Source organism: Luteibacter aegosomatis (assembly GCF_023078455.1).
Lineage (GTDB): Bacteria > Pseudomonadota > Gammaproteobacteria > Xanthomonadales > Rhodanobacteraceae > Luteibacter > Luteibacter aegosomatis.
Genome location: NZ_CP095740.1, coordinates 1,009,516 through 1,036,095, shown reverse-complemented (window position 1 = coordinate 1,036,095; position 26,580 = coordinate 1,009,516). Strand labels below are relative to the sequence as shown.

Annotated in this window: 28 protein-coding genes and 1 riboswitch; of the genes, 8 read left to right on the top strand and 20 right to left on the bottom strand. The window is 68.7% G+C overall.

Features of this window, described 5'->3' with window-relative positions; translation table 11 throughout:
* Nucleotides 1-30: 30 nt before the first annotated feature.
* From L2Y94_RS04600 to L2Y94_RS04585, 4 genes are all read left to right on the top strand, one after another.
* Nucleotides 31-582 (top strand): (2Fe-2S)-binding protein, encoded by a 552-nt coding sequence (locus L2Y94_RS04600; RefSeq protein ID WP_283248519.1) that lies wholly within the window; start codon nucleotides 31-33, stop codon nucleotides 580-582.
* Nucleotides 579-2,855 (top strand): xanthine dehydrogenase family protein molybdopterin-binding subunit, encoded by a 2,277-nt coding sequence (locus tag L2Y94_RS04595; protein WP_247373393.1) that lies wholly within the window; start codon nucleotides 579-581, stop codon nucleotides 2,853-2,855. Before L2Y94_RS04600 ends, L2Y94_RS04595 begins: the two co-directional genes overlap by 4 nt.
* A gap of 24 nt (nucleotides 2,856-2,879) precedes the next feature.
* On the top strand, nucleotides 2,880-3,644 hold the full coding sequence (locus L2Y94_RS04590) for a class I SAM-dependent methyltransferase (protein WP_247373392.1): 765 nt from the start codon (nucleotides 2,880-2,882) through the stop codon (nucleotides 3,642-3,644).
* Nucleotides 3,645-3,725: 81 nt separating this feature from the next.
* A complete protein-coding gene (locus L2Y94_RS04585) occupies nucleotides 3,726-5,009 on the top strand; it encodes a polyhydroxyalkanoate depolymerase (protein WP_247373391.1) in 1,284 nt (427 codons plus the stop codon).
* 122 nt (nucleotides 5,010-5,131) lie between these two features.
* Here L2Y94_RS04585 and L2Y94_RS04580 read toward each other — a convergent pair whose 3' ends face one another.
* Nucleotides 5,132-6,235, bottom strand: coding sequence for an SLC13 family permease (locus L2Y94_RS04580; RefSeq protein WP_247373390.1), 1,104 nt, complete (start codon nucleotides 6,233-6,235; stop codon nucleotides 5,132-5,134).
* 63 nt (nucleotides 6,236-6,298) lie between these two features.
* A complete protein-coding gene (locus L2Y94_RS04575) occupies nucleotides 6,299-7,069 on the bottom strand; it encodes a DUF4097 family beta strand repeat-containing protein (protein ID WP_247373389.1) in 771 nt (256 codons plus the stop codon).
* A gap of 170 nt (nucleotides 7,070-7,239) precedes the next feature.
* On the opposite strand from L2Y94_RS04575, the gene L2Y94_RS04570 reads away from it, so the two are divergent.
* Complete coding sequence (locus tag L2Y94_RS04570; protein ID WP_247373388.1) at nucleotides 7,240-7,752, top strand: globin family protein; 513 nt, start codon at nucleotides 7,240-7,242, stop codon at nucleotides 7,750-7,752.
* Between the two features lie 151 nt (nucleotides 7,753-7,903).
* Here L2Y94_RS04570 and mazG read toward each other — a convergent pair whose 3' ends face one another.
* The 5 genes from mazG to gspN are packed head-to-tail and all read right to left on the bottom strand — an operon-like array spanning nucleotide 7,904 to nucleotide 11,619.
* Nucleotides 7,904-8,695 (bottom strand): nucleoside triphosphate pyrophosphohydrolase, encoded by a 792-nt coding sequence (mazG, locus tag L2Y94_RS04565; protein WP_247373387.1) that lies wholly within the window; start codon nucleotides 8,693-8,695, stop codon nucleotides 7,904-7,906.
* Entirely contained in the window at nucleotides 8,692-9,510 is an 819-nt protein-coding gene (gene cysQ / locus L2Y94_RS04560) for a 3'(2'),5'-bisphosphate nucleotidase CysQ (protein ID WP_247373386.1), read from the bottom strand. Before cysQ ends, mazG begins: the two co-directional genes overlap by 4 nt.
* Nucleotides 9,507-10,064, bottom strand: coding sequence for an ADP compounds hydrolase NudE (gene nudE, locus L2Y94_RS04555; protein WP_247373385.1), 558 nt, complete (start codon nucleotides 10,062-10,064; stop codon nucleotides 9,507-9,509). Before nudE ends, cysQ begins: the two co-directional genes overlap by 4 nt.
* A complete protein-coding gene (locus L2Y94_RS04550) occupies nucleotides 10,061-10,849 on the bottom strand; it encodes an inositol monophosphatase family protein (protein ID WP_247373384.1) in 789 nt (262 codons plus the stop codon). Before L2Y94_RS04550 ends, nudE begins: the two co-directional genes overlap by 4 nt.
* Nucleotides 10,846-11,619, bottom strand: a complete 774-nt coding sequence (gspN, locus tag L2Y94_RS04545) for a type II secretion system protein N (protein WP_247373383.1) — start codon at nucleotides 11,617-11,619, stop codon at nucleotides 10,846-10,848. The genes L2Y94_RS04550 and gspN overlap by 4 nt, the downstream gene beginning before the upstream one ends.
* Nucleotides 11,620-11,667: 48 nt before the next feature.
* Between gspN and L2Y94_RS04540 the strand changes: the two genes are divergently transcribed.
* Nucleotides 11,668-13,038: an adenosylmethionine--8-amino-7-oxononanoate transaminase gene (locus tag L2Y94_RS04540; protein ID WP_247373382.1), complete on the top strand. Its 1,371-nt coding sequence runs from the start codon at nucleotides 11,668-11,670 to the stop codon at nucleotides 13,036-13,038.
* On the opposite strand, the gene L2Y94_RS04535 is transcribed toward L2Y94_RS04540, so the two are convergent.
* Entirely contained in the window at nucleotides 13,035-13,661 is a 627-nt protein-coding gene (locus L2Y94_RS04535) for a 2-hydroxychromene-2-carboxylate isomerase (RefSeq protein ID WP_247373381.1), read from the bottom strand. The genes L2Y94_RS04540 and L2Y94_RS04535 overlap by 4 nt on opposite strands.
* A gap of 62 nt (nucleotides 13,662-13,723) precedes the next feature.
* On the opposite strand from L2Y94_RS04535, the gene L2Y94_RS04530 reads away from it, so the two are divergent.
* Entirely contained in the window at nucleotides 13,724-14,458 is a 735-nt protein-coding gene (locus L2Y94_RS04530) for a 16S rRNA (uracil(1498)-N(3))-methyltransferase (protein WP_247373380.1), read from the top strand.
* Nucleotides 14,459-14,601: 143 nt separating this feature from the next.
* On the opposite strand, the gene L2Y94_RS04525 is transcribed toward L2Y94_RS04530, so the two are convergent.
* The 12 genes from L2Y94_RS04525 to glyA all read right to left on the bottom strand — a co-directional run bounded on the left by L2Y94_RS04525 (nucleotide 14,602) and on the right by glyA (nucleotide 25,194).
* Nucleotides 14,602-15,564 carry a potassium channel beta subunit family protein gene (locus tag L2Y94_RS04525; RefSeq protein WP_247373379.1) on the bottom strand — a complete coding sequence of 321 codons (963 nt, stop codon included), beginning with the start codon at nucleotides 15,562-15,564 and terminating at the stop codon, nucleotides 14,602-14,604.
* Between the two features lie 10 nt (nucleotides 15,565-15,574).
* A complete protein-coding gene (locus L2Y94_RS04520; protein ID WP_247373377.1) occupies nucleotides 15,575-16,072 on the bottom strand; it encodes a phosphatidylglycerophosphatase A family protein in 498 nt (165 codons plus the stop codon).
* Nucleotides 16,069-17,022 carry a thiamine-phosphate kinase gene (thiL, locus tag L2Y94_RS04515; protein ID WP_247373375.1) on the bottom strand — a complete coding sequence of 318 codons (954 nt, stop codon included), beginning with the start codon at nucleotides 17,020-17,022 and terminating at the stop codon, nucleotides 16,069-16,071. The genes L2Y94_RS04520 and thiL overlap by 4 nt, the downstream gene beginning before the upstream one ends.
* Before the next feature lie 24 nt (nucleotides 17,023-17,046).
* Entirely contained in the window at nucleotides 17,047-17,496 is a 450-nt protein-coding gene (gene nusB / locus L2Y94_RS04510; protein WP_144914558.1) for a transcription antitermination factor NusB, read from the bottom strand.
* Complete coding sequence (gene ribH, locus L2Y94_RS04505; protein ID WP_247373373.1) at nucleotides 17,493-17,960, bottom strand: 6,7-dimethyl-8-ribityllumazine synthase; 468 nt, start codon at nucleotides 17,958-17,960, stop codon at nucleotides 17,493-17,495. The genes nusB and ribH overlap by 4 nt, the downstream gene beginning before the upstream one ends.
* A 46-nt stretch (nucleotides 17,961-18,006) precedes the next feature.
* Nucleotides 18,007-18,924 carry a muramoyltetrapeptide carboxypeptidase gene (ldcA, locus tag L2Y94_RS04500; RefSeq protein ID WP_247373371.1) on the bottom strand — a complete coding sequence of 306 codons (918 nt, stop codon included), beginning with the start codon at nucleotides 18,922-18,924 and terminating at the stop codon, nucleotides 18,007-18,009.
* 82 nt (nucleotides 18,925-19,006) lie between these two features.
* Nucleotides 19,007-20,098 carry a bifunctional 3,4-dihydroxy-2-butanone-4-phosphate synthase/GTP cyclohydrolase II gene (gene ribBA, locus L2Y94_RS04495; protein WP_247373370.1) on the bottom strand — a complete coding sequence of 364 codons (1,092 nt, stop codon included), beginning with the start codon at nucleotides 20,096-20,098 and terminating at the stop codon, nucleotides 19,007-19,009.
* Nucleotides 20,099-20,114: 16 nt separating this feature from the next.
* Nucleotides 20,115-20,756 (bottom strand): riboflavin synthase, encoded by a 642-nt coding sequence (locus L2Y94_RS04490; protein ID WP_247373368.1) that lies wholly within the window; start codon nucleotides 20,754-20,756, stop codon nucleotides 20,115-20,117.
* Nucleotides 20,757-20,878: 122 nt separating this feature from the next.
* Nucleotides 20,879-21,029: riboswitch (FMN riboswitch) on the bottom strand.
* Between the two features lie 205 nt (nucleotides 21,030-21,234).
* Nucleotides 21,235-22,155, bottom strand: coding sequence for a Gfo/Idh/MocA family protein (locus tag L2Y94_RS04485; protein ID WP_247375123.1), 921 nt, complete (start codon nucleotides 22,153-22,155; stop codon nucleotides 21,235-21,237).
* 95 nt (nucleotides 22,156-22,250) lie between these two features.
* Entirely contained in the window at nucleotides 22,251-23,384 is a 1,134-nt protein-coding gene (ribD, locus tag L2Y94_RS04480; protein WP_247373366.1) for a bifunctional diaminohydroxyphosphoribosylaminopyrimidine deaminase/5-amino-6-(5-phosphoribosylamino)uracil reductase RibD, read from the bottom strand.
* A gap of 34 nt (nucleotides 23,385-23,418) precedes the next feature.
* Nucleotides 23,419-23,934: a transcriptional regulator NrdR gene (gene nrdR / locus L2Y94_RS04475; protein WP_144914575.1), complete on the bottom strand. Its 516-nt coding sequence runs from the start codon at nucleotides 23,932-23,934 to the stop codon at nucleotides 23,419-23,421.
* A gap of 3 nt (nucleotides 23,935-23,937) precedes the next feature.
* Entirely contained in the window at nucleotides 23,938-25,194 is a 1,257-nt protein-coding gene (gene glyA, locus L2Y94_RS04470; RefSeq protein WP_247373365.1) for a serine hydroxymethyltransferase, read from the bottom strand.
* A gap of 240 nt (nucleotides 25,195-25,434) precedes the next feature.
* Between glyA and L2Y94_RS04465 the strand changes: the two genes are divergently transcribed.
* A complete protein-coding gene (locus tag L2Y94_RS04465) occupies nucleotides 25,435-26,484 on the top strand; it encodes a hypothetical protein (protein ID WP_247373364.1) in 1,050 nt (349 codons plus the stop codon).
* The last annotated feature ends 96 nt before the right edge of the window (nucleotides 26,485-26,580 follow it).

Genomic DNA, 26,580 nt, shown 5'->3' with positions numbered 1-26,580 from the left:
CAATGCCCGGGTTCAGCTTGAGGAAAGCAGATGGCACAGCAAGGCCCGACGTCGCCCGTACCCGTTCCCGCCGCCCAGGATGCCACCCAGCCGGCGCCCAGGCCCGTACGTGAAGGCATCGACCTCATCGTCAACGAGAAACGCTACCGGCACACCGGCGACCCCGCCATGCCGTTGCTGTGGTACCTGCGCGACACGTTGCGCCTCACCGGAGCCAAATACGGCTGCGACCAGGGTGATTGCGGCTTCTGCACGGTGATCGTCGACGGCAAGGCCGTGGCCTCGTGCCAGACGAAGATGGAGAAGATGTCGGGCAAGCGCGTGACCACCGTCGAGGGCCTCGCCGGCAAGGACGGCGCGCTGCATCCCGTGCAGCAGGCCTGGATCGACGAAGACGCCGTCATGTGCGGCTTTTGCCAGCCCGGCCAGATCATGGCCGCCGTCGACCTGCTCTCGCACCAGAAGAATCCGTCCGACGCCGATATCGACAAGATCGGCAACCTCTGCCGCTGCGGCAGCTATGGTCGCATCCGCAAGGCGATCAAGCGCGCGGCCGTCGCGATGAAGGATGCCAAGGCATGAGCGGCGAGGTTCGACTGTCGCGCCGCCGTTTCCTGAAATACGCCGCCGGTGCCGCCGGTGCCCTGGTGATCGGCATCGGCACCGCCGAAGCGGCCGACCGTCCCGTGCCGCTGGCCTTGCTCGGCGACAGCTGGAAACCACTGGGCCCCTACCTGCGCGTCGCCGCCGACGGCCGCGTGTTCATCGGCGTGCGCGACCCCGACAACGGCGAAGGCACCGCCACCTCGCTGGCGCGCATCATCGCCGAGGAAATGGACGCCGACTGGAACCAGGTGGTCGTCGAGCCGCTCGGGCTCGGCCTCGAGGCCGGCAACGGCGAGCCGAAGTTCACTTACGGCCGCCAGCGCAGCGGCGACGCCACCAGCATCCCCGCCGCATGGGCGGACCTGCGCCAGGCCGGCGCGCTCGCCCGCTGGTTGCTGCTGCAAGCCGCCGCCCGGCGCCTCGGCGTGCCGGCCGACCAGATCCGCGGGGAAGCGGGCATGGCCATCGCCACCGACGGCCGCAAGGTGTCCTACGCGGATCTCGCCACCACCGCCGCCGGCATCGACGCGCCGTCGTCGGCGCCGCCGCTGAAGCAGCCGGAACGCTATCGCCTCGTGGGCCAGCCCGCTGGCGACGTCGATGCGCGCGCCGTGGTCACGGGCACGCTGGCCTATGCCTTCGACGACACCATCGGCGAGCCGCTCGTGGTGGTGCTGGCGCGCTGCCCGTATCCGGGCGGCACGCTCGACCAGGCCGATCGCAAGGCGGCGTCCGAGGTCAAGGGCGTGCGCGCCGTCATCGACATCACGCCCGAGTCGGGCCAGGCCGCAGGGACGGCCGTGCAGTCGCCCGCCCTGGCGGTGCTCGCCGACGACACCTGGGCCGCGCTGTCCGGCCGCGCGGCGCTGAAGGCCACCTGGAAACCCGGCCCCAACACCGAGCCCCCCGTGGGCACGCTGGAACAGCAGGCGCTCGACCTGTTCGGCAACGACGAGGCCGCGCCGTCCATCGTGCGCAACGACGGCGACGTCGCCGCCGCGCGCAAGAAGGCCGCGCGCTCGCTCGAGGCCACGTATTTCCAGCCGTGGGTGGCCCATGCCACGGCCGAAACGCCCAGTTGCATCGTCCGCCTCGATCCCGACACCAGCATCACCGTGATCGCCGCCACGCAGTCGCCACGCGACGTCTACACCGTGGTGCAGCGGATGACCGGCTTCAAGCCGGAGCAGATCGACATCCGCGTGCCGCGCGGCGGCGGCGGCTTCGGTCGCCGCCTGCAGTCGGACTACGTCGCCGAGGCCCTGGCGGTGGCGCTGGCGAAGAAACCCGACGAGATCCGCAACCGCCCGCTCAAGCTGCTGTGGACGCGCGCCGACGACCTCGCCCACGACTACTACCGGCCGATGGCGGTACACCGCCTCAACGCGTCCATCGACCGCAAGAAAAACATCGTCGGCTGGCACCAGCGCATGGCCAGCCCGTCGGCGCTGGTCGGGCGCAACACGCCGGACAACCGCCTGTGGCAGTCCGAGGTGGTGCCCGACGCCCTGCCCGCCGGCCTCGTGCCGAACTACCGCAGCGACTGGTATCCGCTCTCCTCGCAGCTGGCCCGCGGCGACTGGCGCGGCTCGCCGCACGTCACGCCCACGTTCGCCAGCGAGAGTTTCGTCGACGAGATCGCCCATGCCCTGAAGCTCAACCCGCTGGATTTCCGCCTGAGCCTGCTCGGCGAACCGCGCCAGTTGCCCTATGGCGCCCGTGGCGGCCCCATCGACACCGCGCGCATGGCCAACGTGCTGAAGCTGGCCGCCGACAAGCTCGACTGGAGCCGCTGGCTGCGCAGCGAGAACGGCCTGGGCATCGCCTGCGCCTACGTCTTCGGCGCGTACGTCGCCCACGCGATCGAGGTGGCTCCCAGGCAGGACGGCATCGATATCGTGCGCGTGGTCTGCGCCGCCGACGTGGGCCGGGTGATCAACCCGCTGGGCCTGGAGGCGCAGTTGCAGGGCGCCACCATGGATGCGCTGTCCACCGCCCTCAACCTCGCCATCACGGTGAAGGACGGCAAAGTGCAGCAGACGGGCCTGCGTGACTACGCCCTGTCGCCGACGCAGCCCATGCCCAACGAGGTGGAAACGGTGATCGTGCCGTCCACCGCCTCGCCAGCGGGCGCCAGCGTCATCGGCGTGCCTTCGGCGGCACCGGCGCTGGCCAATGCCGTGTTCCGCGCCACGGCGGTGCGCGTACGGCGGCTTCCGCTGTTGCGCGAGCTGGCCCGCCTTCGCTGATTCCATGAACCCCCGGGGTATCGCATGACGTTCGCATCGTTCACCCCGGGATCGTCTTCGGGTCGCACCGACGCCGATCTCATCGGCAGCAACAAGCGCTTTTACGACGCTCTGTGGTCCGAGGCCCGGCTCTTCGCTCCCGAGCGGTTCAACACCTGGCCGCTCGTGTCCGAGATCGTGGCGCGCACCTCGCGGCGCCTGGAAATCGCACCGGGCCTGCGGCCCCGCCTGCCGCTGGCCGACACCCAGTTCGCCGACCTCAGCCGCCCCGCCCTCGCCGAACTGGCACGGCACGGCGCCCGCGTGGCCAACGCCATGATCGGCGCCTTGCCGTTCCGCGACGCCAGCTTCGACTTCGTCTGCGCCTTCGACATCCTCGAACACGTGGTCGACGACGAAGGTGCCCTGGCCGAGCTGGCCCGCGTGGCCGAACCCGGGGCCAGCCTGCTCCTTTCGATCCCCCTGCACCCCGAGGCGTGGACGGCGTTCGACGACTTCGTGGGCCACTACCGCCGCTACGAGCCCGAGGCCATTCGCGCCCTGCTGGCCCGCCATGGCTTCGCCATCGAGCGCAGCGCCGTCTACGGCATGCAGCCGAAGTCGTCGAAATTGCTCGACCTGGGCCAGTGGTACCTCACCCATCAGCGCGCCCGCGCCATGTGGTGGTACAACCGCGTATTCATGCCGCTGGGCGTGCGTTTCCAGAAGCCGCTTAGCTTCGAACCCGGCTTCGACCCCGCCCCCGGGGTTGACGAAGTCCTGCTGGTATGCCGCAAGGCATCCATTTAAATCGAGCAAAAACAGCGGCTTTACACATGACGCGGCGCAACTGGTTATGATGCGCCACCTTCCCCGCCCCCCGGAACCTGCATGCTCTACCTCATGCACGAATGGCAACGCTCGATGCTCAGCCCGCTCACCTATTGGGCCGAGGCGAGCGCGAAGATGTTCGGCGACGCCGCCAGCCCCTTCGCCCGCATGCCGGGGGCCGACCGCGCCGCGGCCGGTTACGAGCTGATGTACCGCCTGGGCAAGGCCTACGAGAAGCCCGAGTTCGGCATCCACAGCGTGCACGCGCATGGCCACGACGTGGCCATCGTCGAACAGGTGGCGATGAGCAAGCCGTTCTGCACGCTCAAGCGCTTCAAGCGGTTCTCCGACGACCAGGCCACGGTCGACCGGATGAAGCACGACCCGGCCGTGCTCGTGGTGGCGCCGCTGTCCGGCCACCATTCCACGTTGCTGCGCGATACGGTGCGCACCCTGCTGCGCGACCACAAGGTGTACATCACCGACTGGGTCGACGCGCGCATGATCCCGGCGAGCGAAGGCTCCTTCTCGCTGGCCGACTACGTGTCGTACATCGAGGAATTCATCCGCCACGTCGGCGTGCATCGCGCGCACGTGGTGTCGGTGTGCCAGCCCACCGTGCCGGTGCTCGCGGCCGTGTCGCTGATGGCGGCGCGTGGCGAGGCCACGCCCGCCACGCTCACCCTCATGGGCGGCCCCATCGACACGCGCAAGAGCCCCACCAGCGTCGACAACCTCGCCACCACGCGGCCGCTGTCGTGGTTCCGCAGCCAGCTCATCCACAAGGTGCCCTACCAATATCCGGGCGCCGGCCGTGACGTGTATCCGGGCTTCCTCCAGCATGCCGGCTTCATCGCGATGAATCCCAGCCGCCATGTGATGTCGCATTGGGACTTCTACGAAAACCTGCGCAAGGGCGATCTCGACGACGCCGAGGCGCACCGCAAGTTCTACGACGAATACAACGCCGTGCTCGACATGCCGGCCGAGTACTACCTCGACACCATCGAAACGGTGTTCCAGGAACACCGCCTGCCGAAGGGCACGTGGGACGTGAACGGCGAGCGGGTGAAGCCCGCCGCCATCAAGGACACCGCGCTGCTCACCATCGAAGGCGAGCTCGACGACATTTCCGGGCCCGGGCAGACCGAAGCGGCGCATGGCCTGTGCAAGGGCATCGCGAAGAAGCGCAAGCAGCACATCACCGTGGCCGGGGCCGGTCATTACGGCATCTTCAGCGGACGCCGCTGGCGCGAGGTGGTGTATCCCGACGTGCGCGACTTCATCAAGAAGCACGACAAGGGCAACAGCAACACCGGCGCCGCGGGTACGCGCAAGGCCTGAGGCCTATCGCGGACAGGGTCCGCTCCCACCCTTCGGTAGGAAGACCGCTGACGGAGGTGAAAAACCTTTGCCAGGAAGGTTGCGACCGGAGGGTGGGAGCGGACGCTGTCCGCGATGGGCGCTTAGAGCAACCACCATCCCAGCAAGCCGACCGCCACGAAGAACGGCACCGACCACGCATGGAAGCTGGCCCAGGCCTTCTTCTCGCCGAGCAGCCGCAATGCGATCAGGTTGGCCAGCGATCCCAGCACGAAACCGAACCCGCCCACGTTCACGGCCCACGCCAGCGTGCGCCAATCGTGCGAATACTCCGCCAGCAGGATCGCCGCCGGTACGTTGCTCACCACCTGCGAGGCCAGCGCACCCGTCGCATAGAGGTGCGACGCCTGCGCCAGCCCGAGCGACCCCAGGAACGACCGCACGACGTCGAGCGCGGCCAGCGAACGCAGGTCGATGAACATCAGCACGAAGGTGAGCAGCAACCCCCAATCGATCGCCGCCACGATGCGTCGGCGAAACACGACGAACGTGGCGAGCACGCCCGCGAGGGCCCAGGCGGCGTGCCCCAGGTCCGCCAGCACGAGAAACGGCACGTAGAGCACCGCCGCCACGACGAGCAGCCCGCGATCCACCCGATGCGATGCCCGCTCGTGCACTTCGAGCGCCTGGCCGGGAAACGCGAACGCGGTGACCGCAAGCAGCGCCACCAGCGCCAGTCCGGCCAGCGGCAGCATCGCCCACACGAAACCGCCGAAACCCACGCCCCATTGCTGCCAGAGGAACAGGTTCTGCGGATTGCCGATGGGCGTGAGCATCGAACCGGCGTTGACCGCGAGGGCTTCGAACACGACCAGTCGCGTCGCCGGCATGCGCGCGATGCGGCACATGCTCAAGGTGAGAGGCACCATCACGAACAACGAGACGTCGTTGGTGAGCAGCATCGACGACAGCGCGGTGGCGGCCACCAGGCCGAGCGCGGCCACGCGGCGAGTCGAGGTGCGGTCGATGAGCCAGTGGCCGGCCACGTCGAGCGCGCCGCTGGCCTCCACCGCCTTGGTAAGCAACAGCAACCCGCATAGGGCGGCGATGGTCGGCCAATCCACCAGCGACGGCCACGAGGGGACGCGCGACGGCGTGGCGATCGCGAAGGCGACCGCCACGCCGAGCAACACGAGGAAAAACATATCGCGGCGCAAGGCTCGCAGCGATTCAGGCAACCAGGTCATTCGATTCGATCCGTCCGGGACGAACGGATCATATCGGTTGGCGAGGTGGTCGAACCGTCATGGTCAATCGTCGTCGCGCGGCACGTCGACCTTGCCGCTGACGTCGTGGTGCTCGATGTCGCCGCTGCCATGGGAACGCACGGTGAGATTGCCCTTGACGCCGTCCACGACGAGGTCGCCGGAGCCCACCGTCCCCACGTTCACGTCGCCCTGGATATCGGTCAGCTTGGCGTCACCCGAACCGACGGTGCCGATCCGCACGCCCCGCGCATCGCGCACGGTCAGGTCGCCCGAACCGACGGAACTCACCTCCACCGGCCCCGTGTGGCTGAGCTTGAGGTCGCCCGAGCCCACGTTGGCCTGCACCTCGCCACGCACGTCGTTCGCTTCGACGTCGCCCGAACCCGCCGACGCCCGCAGGGAGGCCACGTGGCGTACTTCGACATCGCCCGAGCCACCCTCCACGACCACGGGCAGGTTGCCGGGTATGCTCGCCTTGACCTTGAGGTAGGCGTAGCTGTTGCCGAAACCCGACCAGCCATGGCGTTTGTCCTTCAGCTCCACCACGAGCGTGTCGCCTTCCTTTTCCTGTTCGACCACCAGGCTGTCGACGATGTCCTGGCTGGAGGCGCAGGCCCGGCCGTCGACGGTGGACTTGCCGCTTCCGCTGCCGTCGACCTGGAGGTCATGGGAGTTCACCACGAAGCGCACGCGGTGTACGCCACCCATGTCGAGATCGAGGTGACGGTCTGCGCCGAATCGGCATTGCGGTTCGTCGTAGGCCAGGGCCACGGCGGGCATCAGCAGCACGGCGGCGAGGATCAGGTGGCGCATGGGTGGTTCCTCCGGTGAATGGGTGTTCCGGTGATGGATGCCGCCGCGCCGCAAAAGGTTGCAAACGGCGATTTCACGCGAAACTGAGCGCAAGGCAACGCAGCGGTCAACCGGCGCCCGCACGGCACGTTTTTCCCCGTGCAAGTCCTTTCCTCCGTCGGAGACCATCCATGCAGCGCAAGACCCTCATCGCCACCGTCGCCTCCCTCCTCCTCGCCGGTTCGGCCGCCTTCGCGTACGCGCAGGATGCCGCCCCCCCGGCCCCGGCCGCCAAGGCCGCTCCCCATGCCCAGCCCGGCCAGGACCATGCGTGGGGCCAGGGCGGCGAACGCGGCCATCATGGCTGGGGCCACCACGATCGCGGCGGCATGGCCCGCTCGGGCGTGATCGGCGACCTCCGCGGCCTGGAGCGCCTGTACGTCATGTCCGGCCGTCAGAAGGAACTGCCGGCGCTCTACAACGAAGTGCTCGCCAAGTCGCAGAACCCGATGGTGCGCGAATACGCCTACCGTCACCTCGCCCGCGCGCAGTTGCAGCCGAAGGACACCGACGCCGCGATCGCGACGATGCGCAAGAGCCTCGACGAGAGCCTCGCGCAGGACCAGAAGCGCCACGAGGCGATGGAAGCGTTCAAGTCGCGCATGCAGCAGCGCGCCGCGGCCAAGCCGGTGGATTCGAAGTAATCGGCTAGCCCCGTTCGCGGATACGATCCGCTCCCACCCCTTCGGTAGCACCCCTTCAAGAAATCCCTCCTGCCGAAGGGGTGGGAACCATCGGCAGCACCTTTTCGAGAGCCGTCCTACCGAAGGGGTGGGAGCCGATCGTATCGGCGAATCACGATGCCTCGCGCTTCACGCGAGCCCAGAGCCCTTCCTGCTCCTCGAGCGAATACGACGACAGCGTGCGGCCTTCACCGGCCGCCAATGCCTCCATCGCCCGGAACCGCCGCTCGAACTTCGCGTTCGCTCCGCGCAACGCACGCGATACGTCCACCTTCGCGTGCCGCGCGAGATTCGCCGCCACGAACAGTACGTCGCCGATCTCGTCCGCGAGTCGCTCTTCGTCGGCGCCGTGGTCGAACTCGTGGCGCACCTCGTCGAGTTCTTCGGCGAGCTTGTCGAGTACCGGACGATGGTCGGGCCAATCGAAACCCGTATTCGCCGCGCGCTTCTGCAATTTCACCGCGCGCTGCCATTCGGGCAATCCACGCGAGATGCCGGCCAGCGCGCTCGTGTCGTCGCCACCCTTCGCCGCACGCTCCTCCGCCTTCAGGCGATCCCAGTCGCGCGAACGCGCCGCGTCGCTCTCATGCGTGACATCGCCGAACACGTGCGGATGACGGCGCAGCATTTTGTCGCAGATGGCATCCACCACGTCGCCGAACGCGAAGTGGCCGGCTTCTTCCGCCATGCGTGAATGGAACACCACCTGCAACAGCAGGTCGCCCAGCTCGTCGCGCAGGTCGTGCATGTCGCCGCGATCGATCGCGTCGGCCACCTCGTAGGCTTCCTCGATGGTGTACGGCGCGATGGTGGAAAAATCCTGCTTCAGGTCCCAGGGGCAACCGTTTTCCGGATCGCGCAGGCGGGCCATGATCGCGAGCAGGTCGTCGACGGGGCGTGTCATGCGTTGTCGTCCGGATCGATGAGACGTGCCGCCCAGTCGACCTCGGTGTCGCCGCAGGCGATGAACTCGGGATTGATGAGCGAATCGCGGGTGTTGTAACGGAAGGGTCGCCCGGCGAGGTCGAGCACCGCGCCGCCGGCTTCTTCCAGCACGCACTGCGCCGCCGCCGTATCCCATTCCGAGGTGGCGCCCAGGCGCAGGTAGAGGTCGGCGTCGCCGCGCGCGATCACGCAGAACTTGAGCGACGAACCCAGCGGCACGCGATCGTGCGGACCGAGGCGATCGAGCAGCGTGGCCGCCATGCCGCCGCTCCAGTGGCTGCCGGTGACGCGCAGCGTCTCGCCCGCGACGCGCGAACGGATGCGCACCGGCTCGGCATCCGGCGTGGCCTGCCGCCACGCGCCGAGGCCACTCGCGGCGTAGTACGCGTCGCCGCCCACCGGCGCGAGCACCACGCCGAGCACGGGACGGTGGTTCTCGATGAGGGCGATGTTCACGGTGAACTCGCCGTTGCGCTTGATGAACTCGCGCGTGCCGTCGAGCGGATCCACCAGCCAGTGGCGACGCCACGTGCGTCTTTCGGCCCACGAGGCCGCCGTGGCCTCCTCGGAAATCACCGGCACGTTGGGCGCGATGGCGGCCAGTCCTTCGGTGATGACGCGCTGCGCGGCAAGGTCGGCGGCGGTGACGGGGGAATCGTCGGGCTTGCAGACCACCTCGAAATCCTGCGCGTAGACATCGAGGATGGCATCGGCCGCGCGGCGCGCGATGGCACGCAGGTCGTCGAGGTAATGGGCGGGATCGACGGCGCTCATGCCGGACGGTACCGCCCGGCGAGGTATTCGCGGGCCATGAACAACGCGGCGATGGAGCGCCCCTCGGTCACGTCGTCGCGCGCGATCAGCGTGTGCAGGTCTTTCATGCGCCAGGGCACCACTTCGAGTTCTTCGGGTTCGTCGCCCTGCAGGCGCTCGGGGTAGAGGTCTTCGGCAAGCACCACGTGGGCCATGTGGGTCATGTACGACGGCGACAGCGACAGCGTCCCCAGGATGGTGAGCTTGCGCGCGCCGAAGCCGACCTCTTCCTTCAGCTCGCGGTCGGCGCCCTGCTCCACCGTCTCGTCGCGATCCAGCCGCCCCTTGGGCACGCCCAGTTCGTAACGGTCGACGCCGACGCCGTACTCGCGCACCAGCAGCACGGTGTCGGCATCGTGCATGGCGACGATGAGCACCGCGCCATGACCGCCGCCCTTCAGTCGCTGGTAGGTGCGGCGCTCGCCGTTGGAAAATTCGAGGTCGACCTCCTCCGCGCGGCGGAGGTAGCTGTCGGGCGCGTCGCGCGTGGCGAGGATCGTGGGGCGCTTGTTCATCGGTCGATTGTAGCGTCCCGCAGGCGGGCGAGCGCCGCGGCATGGAGGGTCGGCGTGCCCGCCAGCACGCTTCTCGTCTCGAGGGTGGGGGCGGCGCCGTCGAGGTCGGTGAAGACGCCGCCGGCTTCGCGCACGATCACGGCCAGTGCTGCCACGTCGAGGATGTTCACGTCCGATTCGATCACCAGGTCGAGGCCGCCGCGCGCGAGGAGGTGGTAGTGGCAGAAATCGCCATAGCCCCTGATCCGGTTGCTGTCGCGGATCATCGCGCCGAGCGCATCCCAGCGCGCGTCGCCGGTGAGCGTCTTCACGTTGCCGGTGGAGATCGAGGCCTCGGCCATCCGCTGCGTGGCGGCGACGCGTACCGGCTCGCCGTCGAGAAAGGCGCCGCGGCCGCGCACGGCCCACATGCGCTCGCCGTAGACGGGTGCCGAGGACACCCCCAGCACCAGTTCGCCGCGATGCATGAGGGCGATCTGCGTGGAGAAGAACGGCGTGCGGCGCACGAAGCTCTTGGTGCCGTCGAGCGGATCGACCAGCCAGAGCCATTCGCGCGAGGTGTCGTCGGCACCGTATTCCTCGCCATAGATACCCGCTTCGGGCAGCGCCGCGGCGAGGATGCCGCGAATGGCCACCTCCGCCTCGCGGTCGGCGGCCGTGACGGGCGTATCGTCGCCCTTGAGGTCCACGCCGACGCCCGTGCGCCAGTAGTGGAGGATGATTTCGGCCGCCGCTCCGGCGGCGTCGCGGGCGGCCGCGAGGGCCTTGTCGAGGATGTCGGTCATGGCGTGGTCGCGGGCGCGAGGCCGGCCTTGCGGTCGAGGATGACGTTACCGTCGCGGCCCACGGGGCCGAAGCGGGCGATGAGATGGGTCAGTGCGGTGTCCTGGATGCGTGGCGCGAGCTTGCCCGCCAGGCGCCAGCCCAACGGCGAACCGGCCAGGGCCGCATCGACGCCGAGCGCTCCGTCGCCGTCGTCGGCCAGGCGCCCCCGGAGTACTCCCGCGCGGCTTTGCGCTTCGAGCGCGATGCCGCCCAGGTCGACGTAGCCCTCCGGCGTCCTGACCGCCGCCCGCAGCCAGCGCACCTCGGCGTCGAGTTCCATGGGCCAGTTGCCCTGCAATTCCGCGCGGGGCACTCGGCCTTCCACCGTGCCACGGGGCACCAGTTCGCGCGGCAGGGCCGGGCCGGCCAGGGCGGCGGCGTCGAGACGGAAATCGATGCCGCTCAGGAGGGTGCGATCCGGTTCCGTGCGGTCGATATGGGCGTCCACACGTCCTGAGGTCCCTTCCAGATGGAGGCCCAGGTGGATGCGACCGAGGATGGCGTCGCGACCCAGGGTCCAATCGAGCGCGCCCAGGTCATGGCCGCCGGCCGAGACCACTCGCGCCGCATGGCCGTCCCACGCGGTGCCCGAGACGCCGTCGAGCGTGAGCCCGCGCGCGCGCTGCTCGATGAACGATGCGGCCAGCCGCGCGGGCAGGAACCAGTAGAACACGCCGGCACACAGCGCCAGCAGCACGATCGCAACGGCGATCCGACGGAACCACTTCAACAGGCACCTCACTTGAGAGCAGGCCATGCAAGGCGGATCATGGGGCGGATGAACGACACCCTTTTCGCCGCCCCGCGGCCCGGCGCGCTGGCAGCGCGCGATCTTTCCGTGCTCTGGCACCCTTGCACCCAGATGCACGACCACGAAACCCTACCGATGGTACCCGTCCTGCGGGGCGAAGGGGCATGGCTGGTCGGCACCGACGGCAAACGCTACCTCGACGCCGTGAGTTCCTGGTGGACCAACCTCTTCGGCCACGCCGAACCGCGCATCGGCGCCGCGCTGAAAGACCAGCTCGACCGCCTGGAACACGTGATCTTCGCGGGATTCACCCACGAGCCGGCGGTGGAGCTGGCCGAGGAACTGGTGCGGATCACGCCGGCGGGCCTGGATCGCGTGTTCCTCGCCGACAACGGTTCGGCCGCCGTCGAGGTGGCGCTGAAGATGAGCTTCCATTACTGGCTCAATCGCGGCCACGGCGAGAAAACGCGCTTCATCGCGCTGACCGGCAGCTATCACGGCGAAACGCTGGGCGCGCTCTCGGTGAGCGACGTGGCGCTCTACCGCACCACGTATGCGCCGCTACTGCTCACGCCGGAACTCGCGCCCTCGCCCGATACCTTCGAGGGCGAGCCGGGCGAAACGCCGCGGGAGATCGCCACGCGCCGCCTGGGCGAGATGCGTTCGCTGCTGGAGCGTCATGCGCACGAGACCTGCGCCGTCATCGTCGAACCGCTGGTGCAATGCGCGGGCGGCATGCGCATGTACGACGCCTCGTACCTCGCCGGCCTGCGCGCGCTATGCGACGAGTTCCACGTGCACCTGATCGCCGACGAGATCGCCGTGGGGTTCGGCCGCACCGGCACGTTGTTCGCCTGCGAGCAGGCGGGCATCTCGCCCGACTTCATGTGCCTGTCGAAAGGACTTACCGGCGGCTTCCTGCCGTTGTCGGCGGTGGTCACCACGCACGACGTCTACCAGGCCTTCTACGCGGAATACGCGGCCGGCAAGGCTTTCCTGCATTCGCACAGCTACACCGGCAACCCGCTCGCCTGCCGCGCGGCCACCGCCACGCTGAAGATCTTCCGCGACGATCCGGTGCTGGAACGCAACCGCGAGCTGGCCGCCCACCTCGCGCGCCGCATCGCCCCCCTGGCCGACCACCCGCATGTGGGTCACGTGCGCCAGACCGGCATGATCGCCGCCGTCGAACTGGTGGCCGACAAGGCCTCGCGCGCGCCCTTCCCGTCCGGCGACCGGCGCGGTCTTCGCGTCTACCGGCATGGCCTGGAACACGGCGCGCTGTTGCGGCCGCTGGGCAACGTCGTCTACTTCATGCCGCCCTATGTGATCACGCCCGACGAGATCGATTTCATGGTCGACACGGCCATCGCGGGCATCGAAAAGGCGGTGGCCTAGACGCGCGACAGGCCGACGGGGAGTTCGCCGAGACGGGCCATTTCGCCGTCGGCGAACAGTCCCGGATCGCGCAGGTAATCCATCGCGAAATCGTGCGCGTCCTCGCCCCAGAACAGCTCGCCGCCGATGGCCAGCGTGGGCACGCCATACACCCCGTGGCGCATGGCCTCCTCGAAGTTGGCCTGGAGCGTCGCCTTCACCTCCGGCGACGACAGCGCGGCCCGCATGTCGTCGATGCCCAGCGAGGTGGCCAGCGGCGCCAGCGCCTCGAGGCTGTCGCCCGCGCGGCCATGAACCCATAGCCACTCGAAGAGGCTGCCCACCGTTTCCACGCTCGCACCCGCCGCCACGCACAGGCGCAGCGCCGGCAGGGGATTGAACGGGTGGGAGGGCGGGAATTTCAGCGGCATGCCCCTCCGCCGTGCCCGCCATAGCGCATGGCGATAGGTGAATTCGCGTTTGCGCGGGATCTCGGCGGGGCCGCGCTGATCCATCTGCTTGAGCAGGGCCCCGAACAGCATGGGCCGCAGCGTCACCTCGCGCTCCTGCGCCAGGCGGCGGATGGCCGGCCATTGCAGCCAGCAGAACGGCGAGACGAAATCGAAGTACCAGACGATCGGCATATCGGGCTCCTTCGTGACCCCGGCGACGATAGCCCGGCCCGCGGCTGGCTACAATGCGCACCATGCGAACCATCCGAATCCACGCCGACATGCCGCTGGCGAGCGGTGCCGACATCACCCTTCCCGCCCAGGCCGGCGAACACGTGGCGCGCGTGTTGCGCCTGGACGTGGGTGCGCCCGTGGTGCTGTTCGCCGGCGACGACGGCATGGAGTACGACGCGGTGCTGAGCGCCGTCGGCAAGCGCGAAGTGCGCGCGACGGTCGGCGACGGCCGCGTCCTCGACAACGAATCGCCGCTGTCGCTCACGCTGGCCCAGGGCGTGGCACGCGGCGAAAAGATGGACCTGATCGTGCAGAAGGCCACCGAGCTGGGTGTCGCGCGCATCGTGCCGCTGGTCACCGAGCGTTCGGAAGTGAAACTGGATGCGGCGCGTGCCGAAAAACGCCTGGCGCACTGGCGGGCGGTGGCGTCGAGCGCGTGCGAGCAGTCGGGGCGGGCGCGGGTGCCGGTGATCGAGCCCGCGGTGCCGTTGGCGGCGTGGCTGTCGTCGCTCGGTGACGGTGGACCGATGCGGTTGGCGTTGCTGCCCGAAGGGACGAAGCGGCCGGCGGAGCTGGGGCTGCGCGACGCCGCGGTGCTGGCGATCGGGCCCGAGGGCGGCTTCGGGGAGCGCGACCGGGCGGCGCTGGCGAGCGCGGGCTTTACCGGGCTGCGGCTGGGGCCGCGCATCTTGCGTACCGAGACGGCGGGGTTGGCGGCGATCGCGGCGTTGCAGGCGTTGTACGGCGACGTTTGATGCTTCGCTTCGCTCGGGTTCGCCGATGCGATCGGCTCCCACCCCTTGGGTAGCGGGATATCGGTAGACCTGGCCTGTTCGGCTGCCAGTCTTCGATCACCCGGCTACCGAAGGGGTAGGAGCCGATCGCATCGGCGAACTGGTCAGAGCGCGGCTTCGATGCGTGCCATGACGGCATCGTCGAGCAAGGGCACGGCGTCCAGCGCCATCAGGTTCTCTTCCAACTGATGCGTCTTGCTCGCCCCGAGAATCACCGTGGACACATTCGGATTCTTCAGGCACCAGGCGAGCGCCATCCGAGCCATCGGAATACCCAGGTCGTCGGCGACCGCCGCCAGCGCGCGGATTTTCTTCGACGCCGCTTCGTCGCCGAGCAGCTGATCGCGCAACCACGCGTAATCCGGATGTCCCAGACGCGAATCCGCCGGCACGCCATCGTTGTATTTGCCGGTCAACCGCCCGGACGCCAGCGGCGACCAGATCGTGGTGCCCATGCCGTGGTCGGCATACAGCGGCACGTATTCCCGCTCCACGCGATCGCGATGCAGCAGGTTGTACTGCGGCTGCTCCATCGAGGGCGGCACGAGTCCGTGCTCGCGCGCCACGCGATGCGCCTCGTCGATGCGCTCGGCCGGCCATTCGCTGGTGCCCCAGTAGAGCACCTTGCCCTGGCGCACCAGCGTGTCCATCGCCCACACCGTCTCCAGCACGGGCGTATCCGGATCGGGACGGTGGCAGAAGTAGAGGTCGAGGTAATCCACCCGCAAACGCTGCAAGGCCTGGTGGCAGGCATCGAACACGTGCTTGCGCGACAGGCCTTTCTGGGTGGGCCTGGGATCCGCGGTCGCGCCGAAATACACCTTGCTCGACACGCAATACGCGTCGCGGGGCAGGCGCAGGTCGGCGATCACGTCACCCATCAGCCGCTCGGCGTCACCGGCGTTATACGTTTCGGCGTTGTCGAAGAAGTTCACGCCGTGATCGTAGGCCAGCGCGATCAGCTCGCGCGCATCCGAACGCCCCACCTGCCGGCCGAAGGTGACCCAGGCGCCGTACGACAGCGCGGACAGCTTCAGGCCGGTGGAGCCCAGGCGACGGTATTCCATGGCGGTTTCCTCAGACGAAGGACAGCACGATGCGAAGCACCACCGCGGCGAAGATACCGGCGATGAGGTCGTCGAGCATCACACCCAGGCCGCCCTTCACCCGGCGGTCGAACCAGCCGATCGGCGGTGGCTTGGCCACGTCGAAGAGACGGAACAGCACGAAACCCGGGATGACGGCCCACCAAGGGGCCCACAGCGCGGGCAGCAACGCCACCCACTGGCCCACGAATTCGTCCCAGACGAGGCTGCGATGGTCGTCCACGCCGATCCGTCGACCGGCGACATCGCACGCCCACACGCCCAGCGCGAACGACAGCACGATGATCGACAGCCATACCGACAGCGGCAGGCCGCGCAGCAGGAGCCACGGCACCAGCGCGGCGAGCGAGCCGGCCGTGCCCTGGGCCTTCGGCACCAGGCCCGAGCCGAACCCGCAGGCGATCCATCCCGCCGGCGAAGCGAGCAGCCGGCGGCGGTCCGCCGCGTCGAGAACGTATTTGGTACTCATGCGGCGAAGTGGTTCCAGCCGGCGCGCACCGGGGCGACCGCCTGACCCGACGCATCGATCACGTGCACGCCCGCACCCTCCACCACGCGGCCGATCCGCGTGGCACCGCCACCGATGCGGGCGAGATCGGCGGCCACCTCGTTCGCGCGATCGGCGGGCACGGTAAAGCACAACTCGTAGTCGTCGCCGCCGCCCAGGGCGAAATCGATGGCGTCGGCATCGTGGAAATGGGCGAGCATGGCCGACGAGCGCGGCAACATCGCGACGTCGATCTCGGCACCCACGCCGCTCCGCGCGCAGAGGTGGCCGAGGTCGGCGACCAGGCCGTCGGAGACGTCGATGCAGGCCGTGGCGATGCCACGCAGCGCCTGGCCCGCGCTCACGCGCGGCGTGGGCCGGTTGAGCCGTTCGACGAGCGCGACATAGGGCGACGCGTCCGCTTCGGCGAGGCAGCGCAGACCCGCGGCGGCGTCGCCCAGCGTGCCGGTGACCATCACGACGTCGCCCACGCGCGCGCCGGAGCGCAGCAGGGCTTCGCCGGGCGCGGTGAACCCATGCACGGCGACGGTGACCGTGAGCGGACCGCGCGTGGTGTCGCCGCCGATCAGGGCGAGACGATACGGCGTGGCGAGTTCGGCGAAGCCCCGCGCCAGCCCGTCGACGAAGGCTTCGTCGGAGGTGGGCAGCGTGAGCGCGAGCAAGGCCCATGCGGGGGTCGCGCCCATCGCGGCCAGGTCGGAAAGATTGACGGCGAGGGCTTTCCAGCCGATGTCAGCGGGCGCCGTACCCACGGGAAAGTGCACCCCTTCCACGAGGGTGTCCACGGCGATCGCGAGTTCACGACCGGCCGGGACGGCGACGACGGCCGCGTCGTCGCCGATGCCGGTCGCCACGTCGTCGCGGTTGACGTCGGTGTGCCGGCGGATGCGTTCGATCAGGTCGAATTCCATGCGTGCTCCCTCAGGGGTGGAGCATCAGGATCGCTTTTCGGCCGTACGCCAGTGCGTCGCGAGTTTGTCCAGCACGCCGTTCACATAGCTGTGGCCATGGTCGGCCCCGAAGCGCTTGGTGGCTTCCACCGCTTCGTTGATCACCACGCGGTAGGGCACGTCGGGCCGATATTTCAGCTCATACGCGCCCATGCGCAGCGCGGCGCGCTCGATGGGATCGATCTGGCCCACTTCGCGGTCGACGAAGGGCTTGATGCCTTCGTCGAGTTCCGCCACGTGCTGCTCCACGCCGCGCAGGATGTCTTCGAAGTATTCGAGGTCGGCCACTTCCATGTCCTGCTCGTGACGGAACTGCGCGATGACGCTGCCCATCTTCGAACCGCCCACCTGCCAGGCATAGAGCGCCTGGAGCGCGCGACGGCGTGCGCGCGAACGGGCCTGGAGGTCGATGCCGTGCGGGGGGACGTTGGTCATTGGCCGAGCTTCGCGTAGAGGTTGGTCATCTCGATCGCGACCATCGCCGCGTCGGCGCCCTTGTTGCCCGCCTTGGTGCCCGCGCGCTCGATGGCCTGCTCGATGCTGTCGGTGGTGAGCACGCCGAAGCACACCGGCACGCCGGAGGCGTAGGCGGCCTGGCCCAGGCCCTTGGCGGCTTCGCCGGCCACGTAGTCGAAGTGCGGCGTGGAACCGCGGATCACGGCGCCCAGGCCGATCACGGCGGCGTACTTGCCCGACGCGGCGACCTTGTAGGCCGCCTGCGCGATTTCCCAGGCGCCGGGCACGCGGATGAGGTCGATCGCGTCGTCCTTCACGCCGTGGCGCACGAGCGCGTCGCGCGCGCCATCCACCAGCGGTTCGACGACGAACGCGTTGAAACGGCCGGCGACGATGGCGAAACGGCCCTTGGGAGTGGCGAAATCGCCTTCGATGATCTTCATGTGGGGTGTCCTGATGGCGGGGGTGGCCGCCGGGCGGCCGGGTATTTTACGGGGTTTTGGGTCGCGGGTGCCCGGCGAAGGCCAGACGGGCCCGCCCGGCGGCCACGTCGAGGCGCCCGGAAACACCGAAAGGCAGGGTGAGCTTGGCCGCCGCATGGCCGAACGGCAGGCCGCGAACCAGCGGAATGCCCGTCGCGGCGGCGATCCGCTCGAAGGTGACCGGCAGGTCGTAACCGTTGTCGTACTCGGCGACCCGGTAGCTCGTGAAGTCGCCCACCACGAGGGCTTTCTGCCGCTTCAGCACGCCCGCGTGGACGAGGTGGTAGAGCATGCGCTCCACCCGGTAGGGCGGCTCGGCGATGTCTTCGATGAACAGGATGCCGCCGTCGATCCCGGGGAAATACGGCGATCCGGCCAGGCTGGTGAGCATGGCGAGGTTGCCGCCCCAGATCGTGCCTTCCACCGCGAGATCGGCGGTCTCCGGCGCGTCCCACGACGCCTCGGCGCGATCGGAGGCGAGCACGTTCCAGAAGTGGCTGGCCGTGAGCGGATCGAGTTCGGACGCACCGAAATCCGGGCCGAGCATCGGACCGCCCAGCGTCGCCACGCCGCTGCACGCCAGCAAGGCGCATTGCAGGGCCGTGAAGTCGCTATGGCCGACCAGGGCCACCGGCGCGCCGGCGAGGCGGCGCAGGCCGTCGTAGTCGAGCAGCGGAAGCAGCGGATGCGCGCCGTAGCCGCCACGGATGGCGAGCACCACGTCGGGGAGCGGACCGTCGACCAGCGCGTTGAGGTCGGCGGCACGCTCGGCATCGGTACCGGCGAAGCGAAGGTGGCGACGGTCGAGCACGTCGAGGCCGGAAAGGCGATGGCCGTCCTCTTCCAGGCGCTCGACGCCGCGCCGCATGGCGGCGACGTTGTGCGGGTAACCGGAAGGGGCGATCAGGCGGATGTCGTAGGTCATCGTTACTTGATACGGAGTGTGGGGTGCGATGGCAACCTGAGGCGAGAACCGGATTCGTCGCCAACCGGTTTTCGCATGGAGGTCAGCAGTCCTGATCCACCACTTCCAACCCGAACCCCGCGATGCCGACGAACTTGCGCGGCGTACCGATCACGCGCAAGCGCTTCACGCCCAGGTCGGCGAGGATCTGCGCGCCCAGACCGAGCTGACGCCATTCCTGGTCGTCCTTCGGCGCGACCAGCGGCGCACGCTCGCCCTTCAACCGGGCGAGCAACGCATCGGGCGTGTCCTCGCCCGACAGCACCAGCAGCACGCCGCGATCGGCCGCATCGATGCGGCGAAGGGCTTCGGTGACGGTCTGCCCCAGGTCGGCGCGGCGCAGGTGCAGCACGTCGGACAGCGTGTTGCGCACGTGCACGCGGGTGAGCACGGGCTCGCCGTCGTCCACGCTGCCGCGCGTCAGCGCGAAGTGCAGGCCACGACGGATGCCGTCGCGGTAGGCCACGAGGCGGAACGCGCCGAACTCGGTATCGACGTCTTCCTCGTGCACGCGCTCGATGGTCTTCTCGGTTTCCAGGCGGTAGCGGATGAGGTCGGCGATGGTGCCGATCTTCAGCCCGTGCTTCGCCGCGAAGGCTTCCAGCTCGGGGCGGCGCGCCATCGAGCCGTCGTCGTGGAGAATCTCGATCAGCACCGAGGCCGGCTCCAGGCCCGCCATCGCGGCGAGATCGCAGCCCGCCTCGGTGTGGCCCGCGCGCGTGAGCACGCCGCCCGGCTGCGCCGTGAGCGGGAAGATGTGGCCGGGCATGGTGATGTCGGCGGGCTTCGCGTCGCGCGCGGCGGCCACCTGGATGGTACGCGCGCGATCGTGCGCCGAAATGCCCGTGGTGACGCCCTCGGCCGCCTCGATCGATACCGTGAAATTGGTATGGAACGGCGAGTTGTTGTCGCTGACCATCGGCTTCAGGCCGAGCTGGCGCGTGCGCTGTTCGGTGAGGGTGAGGCACAGCAGGCCGCGCGCCTCCTTCACCATGAAGTTCACGTCTTCGGGGCGCACCTTTTCGGCGGCCATCACGATGTCGCCCTCGTTCTCGCGATCCTCGTCGTCGAGGATCACGACCATGCGGCCGTTGCGGATGTCCTCGAGGATGTCGGGGATGGTGTTGAATGCCATGGGCTGGTTATCCGGGTCAGGCGAAGCCGTGCTGCTTCAGGAAAGCCTCGTCGAGGCGCGGCGCCTCGCCCGCGGAAAGCAGGCGTTCGACGTAACGCGCCACGACGTCGACCTCGATGTTCACCGCATCGCCGGGCCGGCGTGCCGAGAACGTCGTGTGTTCCACCGTATGGGGGATAAGGTTCACGCCGAAACGGTTGCCGTTGACCTCGTTCACGGTGAGGCTGGTGCCGTCGATGCACACCGAGCCCTTGTGGGCGATGTAGCGGGCGATCTCGCGCGGCACCTCGAAGGTCCAGCGCAGCGAACGGCCGTCGGGTGCGATGGACACCACCTTGCCCAGGCCGTCGACGTGGCCGGAGACCAGGTGGCCGCCGAGCCGGTCGGCCAGGCGCAGGGCCTTTTCGAGGTTCACGGCGTCGCCCGGGCGGCGGTCGCCCAGCGAGGTCAGCGAGAGGGTTTCGTTGGAGACGTCGGCCGCGAAACTCGATGCATCGAATTCGATCACGGTGAGGCACACGCCGGAGACGGCGATGCTGTCGCCCAGGGCGACGTCGGTCATGTCGAGGGAGGCGGTATCGACGACGAGGCGGACGTCGCCGCCGCGCGGTTCGAGCCGGGCGATGCGGCCCACGGCCTGGATGATGCCAGTGAACATGTCAGTGACCTCCCTTCACGGAGGCCGCGGAACGATGGGTTTTCATGAACGTTTCCCGCGGTGGTGAGCGAAAAACGCCCCAAGGCGCATGGCGGCGAACGCCCCGTGAAGGGATCGCGCGACGCCGTCTTCTTTCATCCGGACTGTGACCGTCGGCTCCGGAGTCTGACCGGATCTGCTGACCTCCCGACGGACGCCGGGAGCGCTCGCGGGCTCGTTCCCTCGCGGAAACCTACCGCCGGTGGGGAGTTTCGCCCCGCCCTGAAGACGCTTGTATGACGCGAAGGATATCACCTCCGGGGACAAGGGGTGGGAGCGGACCCTGTCCGCGAACCCTCGGGACCGCTATCGCGGATGAGGCTTTGCGGTGATCGGGAGGGCTTCACCGCTCGTCCGATCGCTGCAAAGCCTCATTCGCATCCTGGAAAGCCCGAGGGTTCGCGGACAGGGTCCGCTCCCACCCCTTCGGCAGGTGCTCCTAACGCAGGACCTGGTCCATCACCCAGCTCGTTCGCGCGGCGGTGTCGCCCGTGGATGGGCATTCGCCTCGTTCCAGCAGCGCATCCACCACGGTGGCGATCAGCGGTTGCTGGATGTGTTCGGGATTGGCAACGCGCCGCTCTTCCGAGCGTCCATCGGTCTCCACGCGGATCGGCCCGTCACCGAACGTGGCGAACACCAGCCGGCCGCGATCGCCCACGATCTCTACGCGGTCTTCCCGGCGATCGGCGCCGAAATTCCACAGGCCCGTGCCCAGCACGCCGTTGCCGAAGGCGAAGGCCATCGCCACCGTGTCCTCGGCCGGATAGGCGCCCAGCTGGTTCGACACCATGCCGCGCACGTCGACGATGGGACCGAGCAGGAAATCGAGGATATCGAGCGTATGGCAGCCGATGTCGACGAAGATGCCGCCACCGGCGATCTCCGGACGCACGGTCCAAGGCAGCCTGGCCGGATCGGCGTAGCGCGCTTCGAAGGGATGGTGAAGCAGCACGTTCACGAGGCGCGGCGTCCCGATGGCGCCTTCGCGCAGCAGCCGCGCGATGGTGGTGAACCTCGGCAGCGCGCGACGGTAATACGCGACGAAGACGGGTACGTTCGCCGCCCTGCCCGCCTCGACGATGTCCATGCATTCGCGATGGTCCATCGCCATGGGCTTTTCGACGTAGACCGGCTTGCCCGCGGCGATGGCCTTCAATGCGTACTCGCGGTGGCTCGACGGCGGCGTGGCGACGTAGACCGCGTCGACGGCGTCGTCCTGGATGAGCGCGTCCGCGTCGTCGTACCAGCGCGGCACGCGGTGGCGTCGCGCGTAGTCGCGCGCCTTGTCGCCGTCGCGACGCATGACGGCGACGAGGGACGAATTGGGCACTTTCGAGAAGGCGGGGCCGCTCTTCATTTCCGTCACCGCGCCGCAGCCGATGATGCCCCAGCGCACTCGTCGCTCCTGCGAAGGCAGGAGCCCAGCGTCTTTCGCCGCAGTGTGCGAGGAAGTCACTGGGCCCCTGCCTTCGCAGGGGCGACATGGGGTTCTTTCGGACGCATTCGCAGGCAGGTGTCGTCACCGACCTGACGACGATCGACGATGTCGAGTTTCCAGCGCGACGCCATGTCGTCCAACGGCGGCAGCGCGAGCATCGGCCGCGCCGTATGCCCCAGCAGCACCGGCGCGACGTATACCAGCAACTCGTCCGCCAGTCCCTGCGCCAACAATGCGCCGCACACGACGGGGCCGGCCTCCACGTGCACTTCGTTGACGTCCTGCTGCGCCAACCAGTGCAGCGCGGCGCGCAGGTCGAGCCCCCCTTCGTCGCGGCGGATATCGACACGGCGAACGTCGCGAAGATGGTCGGGGACGGAGGCGTCCGGCGCGTGCAACAGCACGGTGGGCGCATCGCCGTCGAGCACATGGGCGCCCACGGGCGTGCGCAGGTTCGTATCGAGGATCGCGCGCAAGGGCGGTACGAAGGGCTCGCCGCCGGGCAGGCGCACGGTGAGGCGTGGGTCGTCGGCGAGCACCGTACCGCTGGCCGAAAGGATCGCCGAGGCGCGTGCGCGCCAGCGCTGCACGTCGGCACGCGCGGCATCGCCCGTGATCCATTGGGACGAACCGTCGGCCAGCGCGGTACGACCATCGAGGCTCATGGCGAGCTTCACCCGAACCCACGGACGGCCCCGCTGCACGCGACTGAAGAAACCGACGTTGATCTCGTGCGCCGCGTCGCGCATCAGCCCCAGCTGTACGCCGATGCCCGCCGCCCGCAGCTTTTCGACGCCCTTGCCGTCCACCTTGGCGAAGGGATCTTCGTGCGCGATCACCACGCGGCCGATCCCGGCGGCGATCAGCGCATCGGCGCAGGGCGGCGTGCGCCCGTGGTGCGCGCAAGGCTCCAGGGTGACGTAAGCCGTGGCGCCGCGCGCCGCATCGCCCGCCTCGCGCAGCGCGAACACCTCGGCATGCGGCTCACCGGCCCTGGGATGCCATCCGATACCGAGCACGGCGTCGCCGCGCGCGATGACGCAGCCGACGCGCGGATTGGGCTGGGTGGTGTACAGGCCACGCTCGGCCAGGCGCAGGGCCTGGGCCATGTGGACGTGGTCGATGGCGGGGAAGAAAGGCTTGGACATGACGACCATTCTCGCATGGGCCGTCCGGGCCGTATCAGCCTTTTCGACCGCGCCTGGCCGCTTCCAGCAGCGGAAGCTGCAAGCCCTCGAGCGACGGCAGGTCGCGCTCGAGCTTTTCGATTTCCTCGCGGAAGGCGTGCACGTCTTCGAAACGCCGGTATACCGAGGCGAAGCGCACGTAGGCCACCTGGTCGAGCGCCTTGAGTTCGCGCATCACCAATTCACCCACCTGCCGCGAAGGCACCTCGCGCTCGCCGCTGCGGCGCAGGTCGTTCTTCACCGCGCGCATGGCGGCATCCACGGCATCGCTGGCGACCGGGCGCTTCTGCAGCGCGCGCTCGAAGCTCACGCGCAGCTTGTGTTCGTCGAACGGCTCGCGGCGATCGCCGGACTTGACGATCGCCGGGAGCTTGAGTTCCGCCGTCTCGAACGTGTTGAAACGCTCGCCGCATTGCGGACACTCGCGCCGCCGCCGTACCGTGCCACCGTCTTCGGTGAGCCGCGAGTCGATGACGCGGGTGTCTTCGTGCTGGCAGAAGGGACAGTGCATCGATCAGCCGTAGACCGGGAAGGTCTTGCACTGCGCCGTCACCTTCTCGCGCACCGCGGCGATCACCGCCTCGTCGTTCGGCGCGTCGAGCACGTCGCAGATCCAGTTCGCCAGTTCCACCGTGTCGGCTTCCTTGTAACCGCGCGTCGTGATGGCCGGCGTGCCCACGCGCAGGCCCGAGGTGACGAAGGGCGAGCGGGGGTCGTTCGGCACGGCGTTCTTGTTGACCGTGATGTGCGCCTTGCCCAGCGCGGCTTCCGCATCCTTGCCGGTGACGTCGCGACCGATCAGGTCGACCAGCATGAGGTGGTTCTCGGTGCCGCCGGACACGACCTTGTATCCGCGCTCGATCAGCGTCTTCGCCATCGCCTTGGCGTTCTTCACCACCTGCTTCTGGTAGTCGGTGAAGGCCGGCTCCAGCGCTTCCTTGAAGGCCACGGCCTTGGCCGCGATCACGTGCATCAGCGGGCCGCCCTGAATACCGGGGAACACCACCGATTGCAGCTTCTTCTCGAGCTCCTCGCCCAGGCCCTTGGCCACGATGATGCCGCCGCGCGGGCCGCGCAGGGTCTTGTGCGTGGTGGAGGTGACCACGTGGGCGTGCTCGATCGGGCTCGGGTAGACCCCCGCGGCGACCAGGCCCGCGATGTGGGCCATGTCGACGAACAGGTAGGCGCCCACCTTGTCGGCGATGGCGCGGAAACGCGCCCAGTCGAGCACCTGCGAATAGGCGGAGAAGCCGGCCACGATCATCTTGGGCTTGTGTTCGACGGCCAGGCGCTCGACCTCGTCGTAGTTCACCAGGCCGGTGTCCGGGTCGATGCCGTACTGCACGGCGTTGAAGATCTTGCCCGAGAGGTTGACCTTGGCGCCGTGGGTGAGATGGCCGCCGTGGGCCAGGCTCATGCCCAGGATGGTGTCGCCCGGGTTCAGCAGCGCGAAATACACCGCCTGGTTGGCCTGCGAGCCCGAATGCGGCTGCACGTTGGCGTAGTCGGCGCCGAAGAGCTTCTTCAGGCGGTCGATGGCGAGCTTTTCGGCCACGTCCACGTACTCGCAGCCGCCGTAGTAGCGCTTGCCCGGGTAACCCTCGGCGTACTTGTTGGTGAGCGTGGAGCCCTGGGCCTCCATCACGCGGGGGCTGGCGTAGTTCTCCGAGGCGATCAGTTCGACGTGATCCTCCTGGCGGCGGGATTCATCGGCGATGGCCTTGGCGAGCTCGTCGTCATAGCCGGCGATCGTTGCATCCTTCGGGAACATCTCGACCTCGTTCGAAGCGGGTGGGGAAAGGCGAAAAGTGTAGCCCAGGTGGGGAGTTGCAACCAGCGCCCCTGTTTCATCAAGGGCTTGCCGCCCAGGCGTGTAGGGTTTTGCCACACCGGGGTGTAGGGATGAGCCAACACGGCGAGACGGCCCCTGCCGTGGCCGCGCGCGACGGCCTATCATTCCCTCCGGCGCAGCCCTCGCGGCGCGCCGTTCGCAACCTCCCAAGGAAGAACCATGCATCGTAAGGACTCCCTCCGCGCCCGTCGGCGCGGCCTATTCATGGCGTGCGCCCTCGCCACGGCCCTGATTTCCCCCTCGACCTTTGCCCATTCGCTGGTCTCGCGATTCGACGAGGCCGTGGCCCGGACCCTGCCCGTCACCCTGGCCTCACGGGACGGCGAGCTCGTGGTGCGCGACCGGATCCGCGCCGACGTGACCTATTCCGACGGCCGCCCGGGGCAGCTGTTCGCGGTGACGTGGCGCGGCACGTCGGGCCTCGCCGTCCGCGAGGGGGACGGCCTGCGCGTCATCGTCGACGACGGCGAAAGCATCCGTTCGAGCCGTTTCGACGGCGCCTCGGACGAGGTCGACGAATCTGCCCGCCCCGCGCGCTCCCGCTCGCGGCAGGCCGGCCCGATCGACCGCGGGGCGGCGCCTTCGGCCGCGCGCCGGACCACACGCGCCAGCGAGCTTCGCAGCGGTACCTATACCGATCTCTACCTGTTCATCTATGTGCAGGACGGCATCGAGGACGACGACGAGAGCCTGTTCGGCGCCTATCTCGCCGACTTCACGCGACAGCTCAGCCAGGAGCATTTCGTGGGCCTGAACGTGCATGTCCGCATGCGGCGGGACGTACCCCACGTCACCACCCGTCTCGATCCCACGGAGAATTCGCTGTCGGATTGGCGCCAGCGCGTCTATGCGAACCCGCCGAAGGACGAATCGCCGGATTATTTCAGCGAGAACCGCCTGAACCTGCTCGTGGTGAACACCCGCTATGCCCAACTGCCCGACGCCCTGGGCGTTGCCGAGGGCAGGGGCGACTTCGCCATCGCGTCCATCCACGAGGATGCGCGCGTACCCGCCCACGAGCTGGGACATCTCCTCGACGCCGATCACCACCTGGCCGAGACGGTCGCTCCGGACGCATCGGGGCAACCCCGGACCTGCGTGACCACGATGTGGCCCCATCCGGACTACCCGGCTTGCGGCTGGTTCAGCCCCGCCAACATCGAGTGGGAAAGGCAGTGGGAAGAGGGCGCGCGTCGATTCAGCCGCTGATTTCCCCGATACGTCTCAAGCCATCGTGCCGCTCCGGCGGGTGAACGGCCTCCACCGGCCCTCCGTGCCGAGGCGCTATAATGGGGTTTTGCCCTC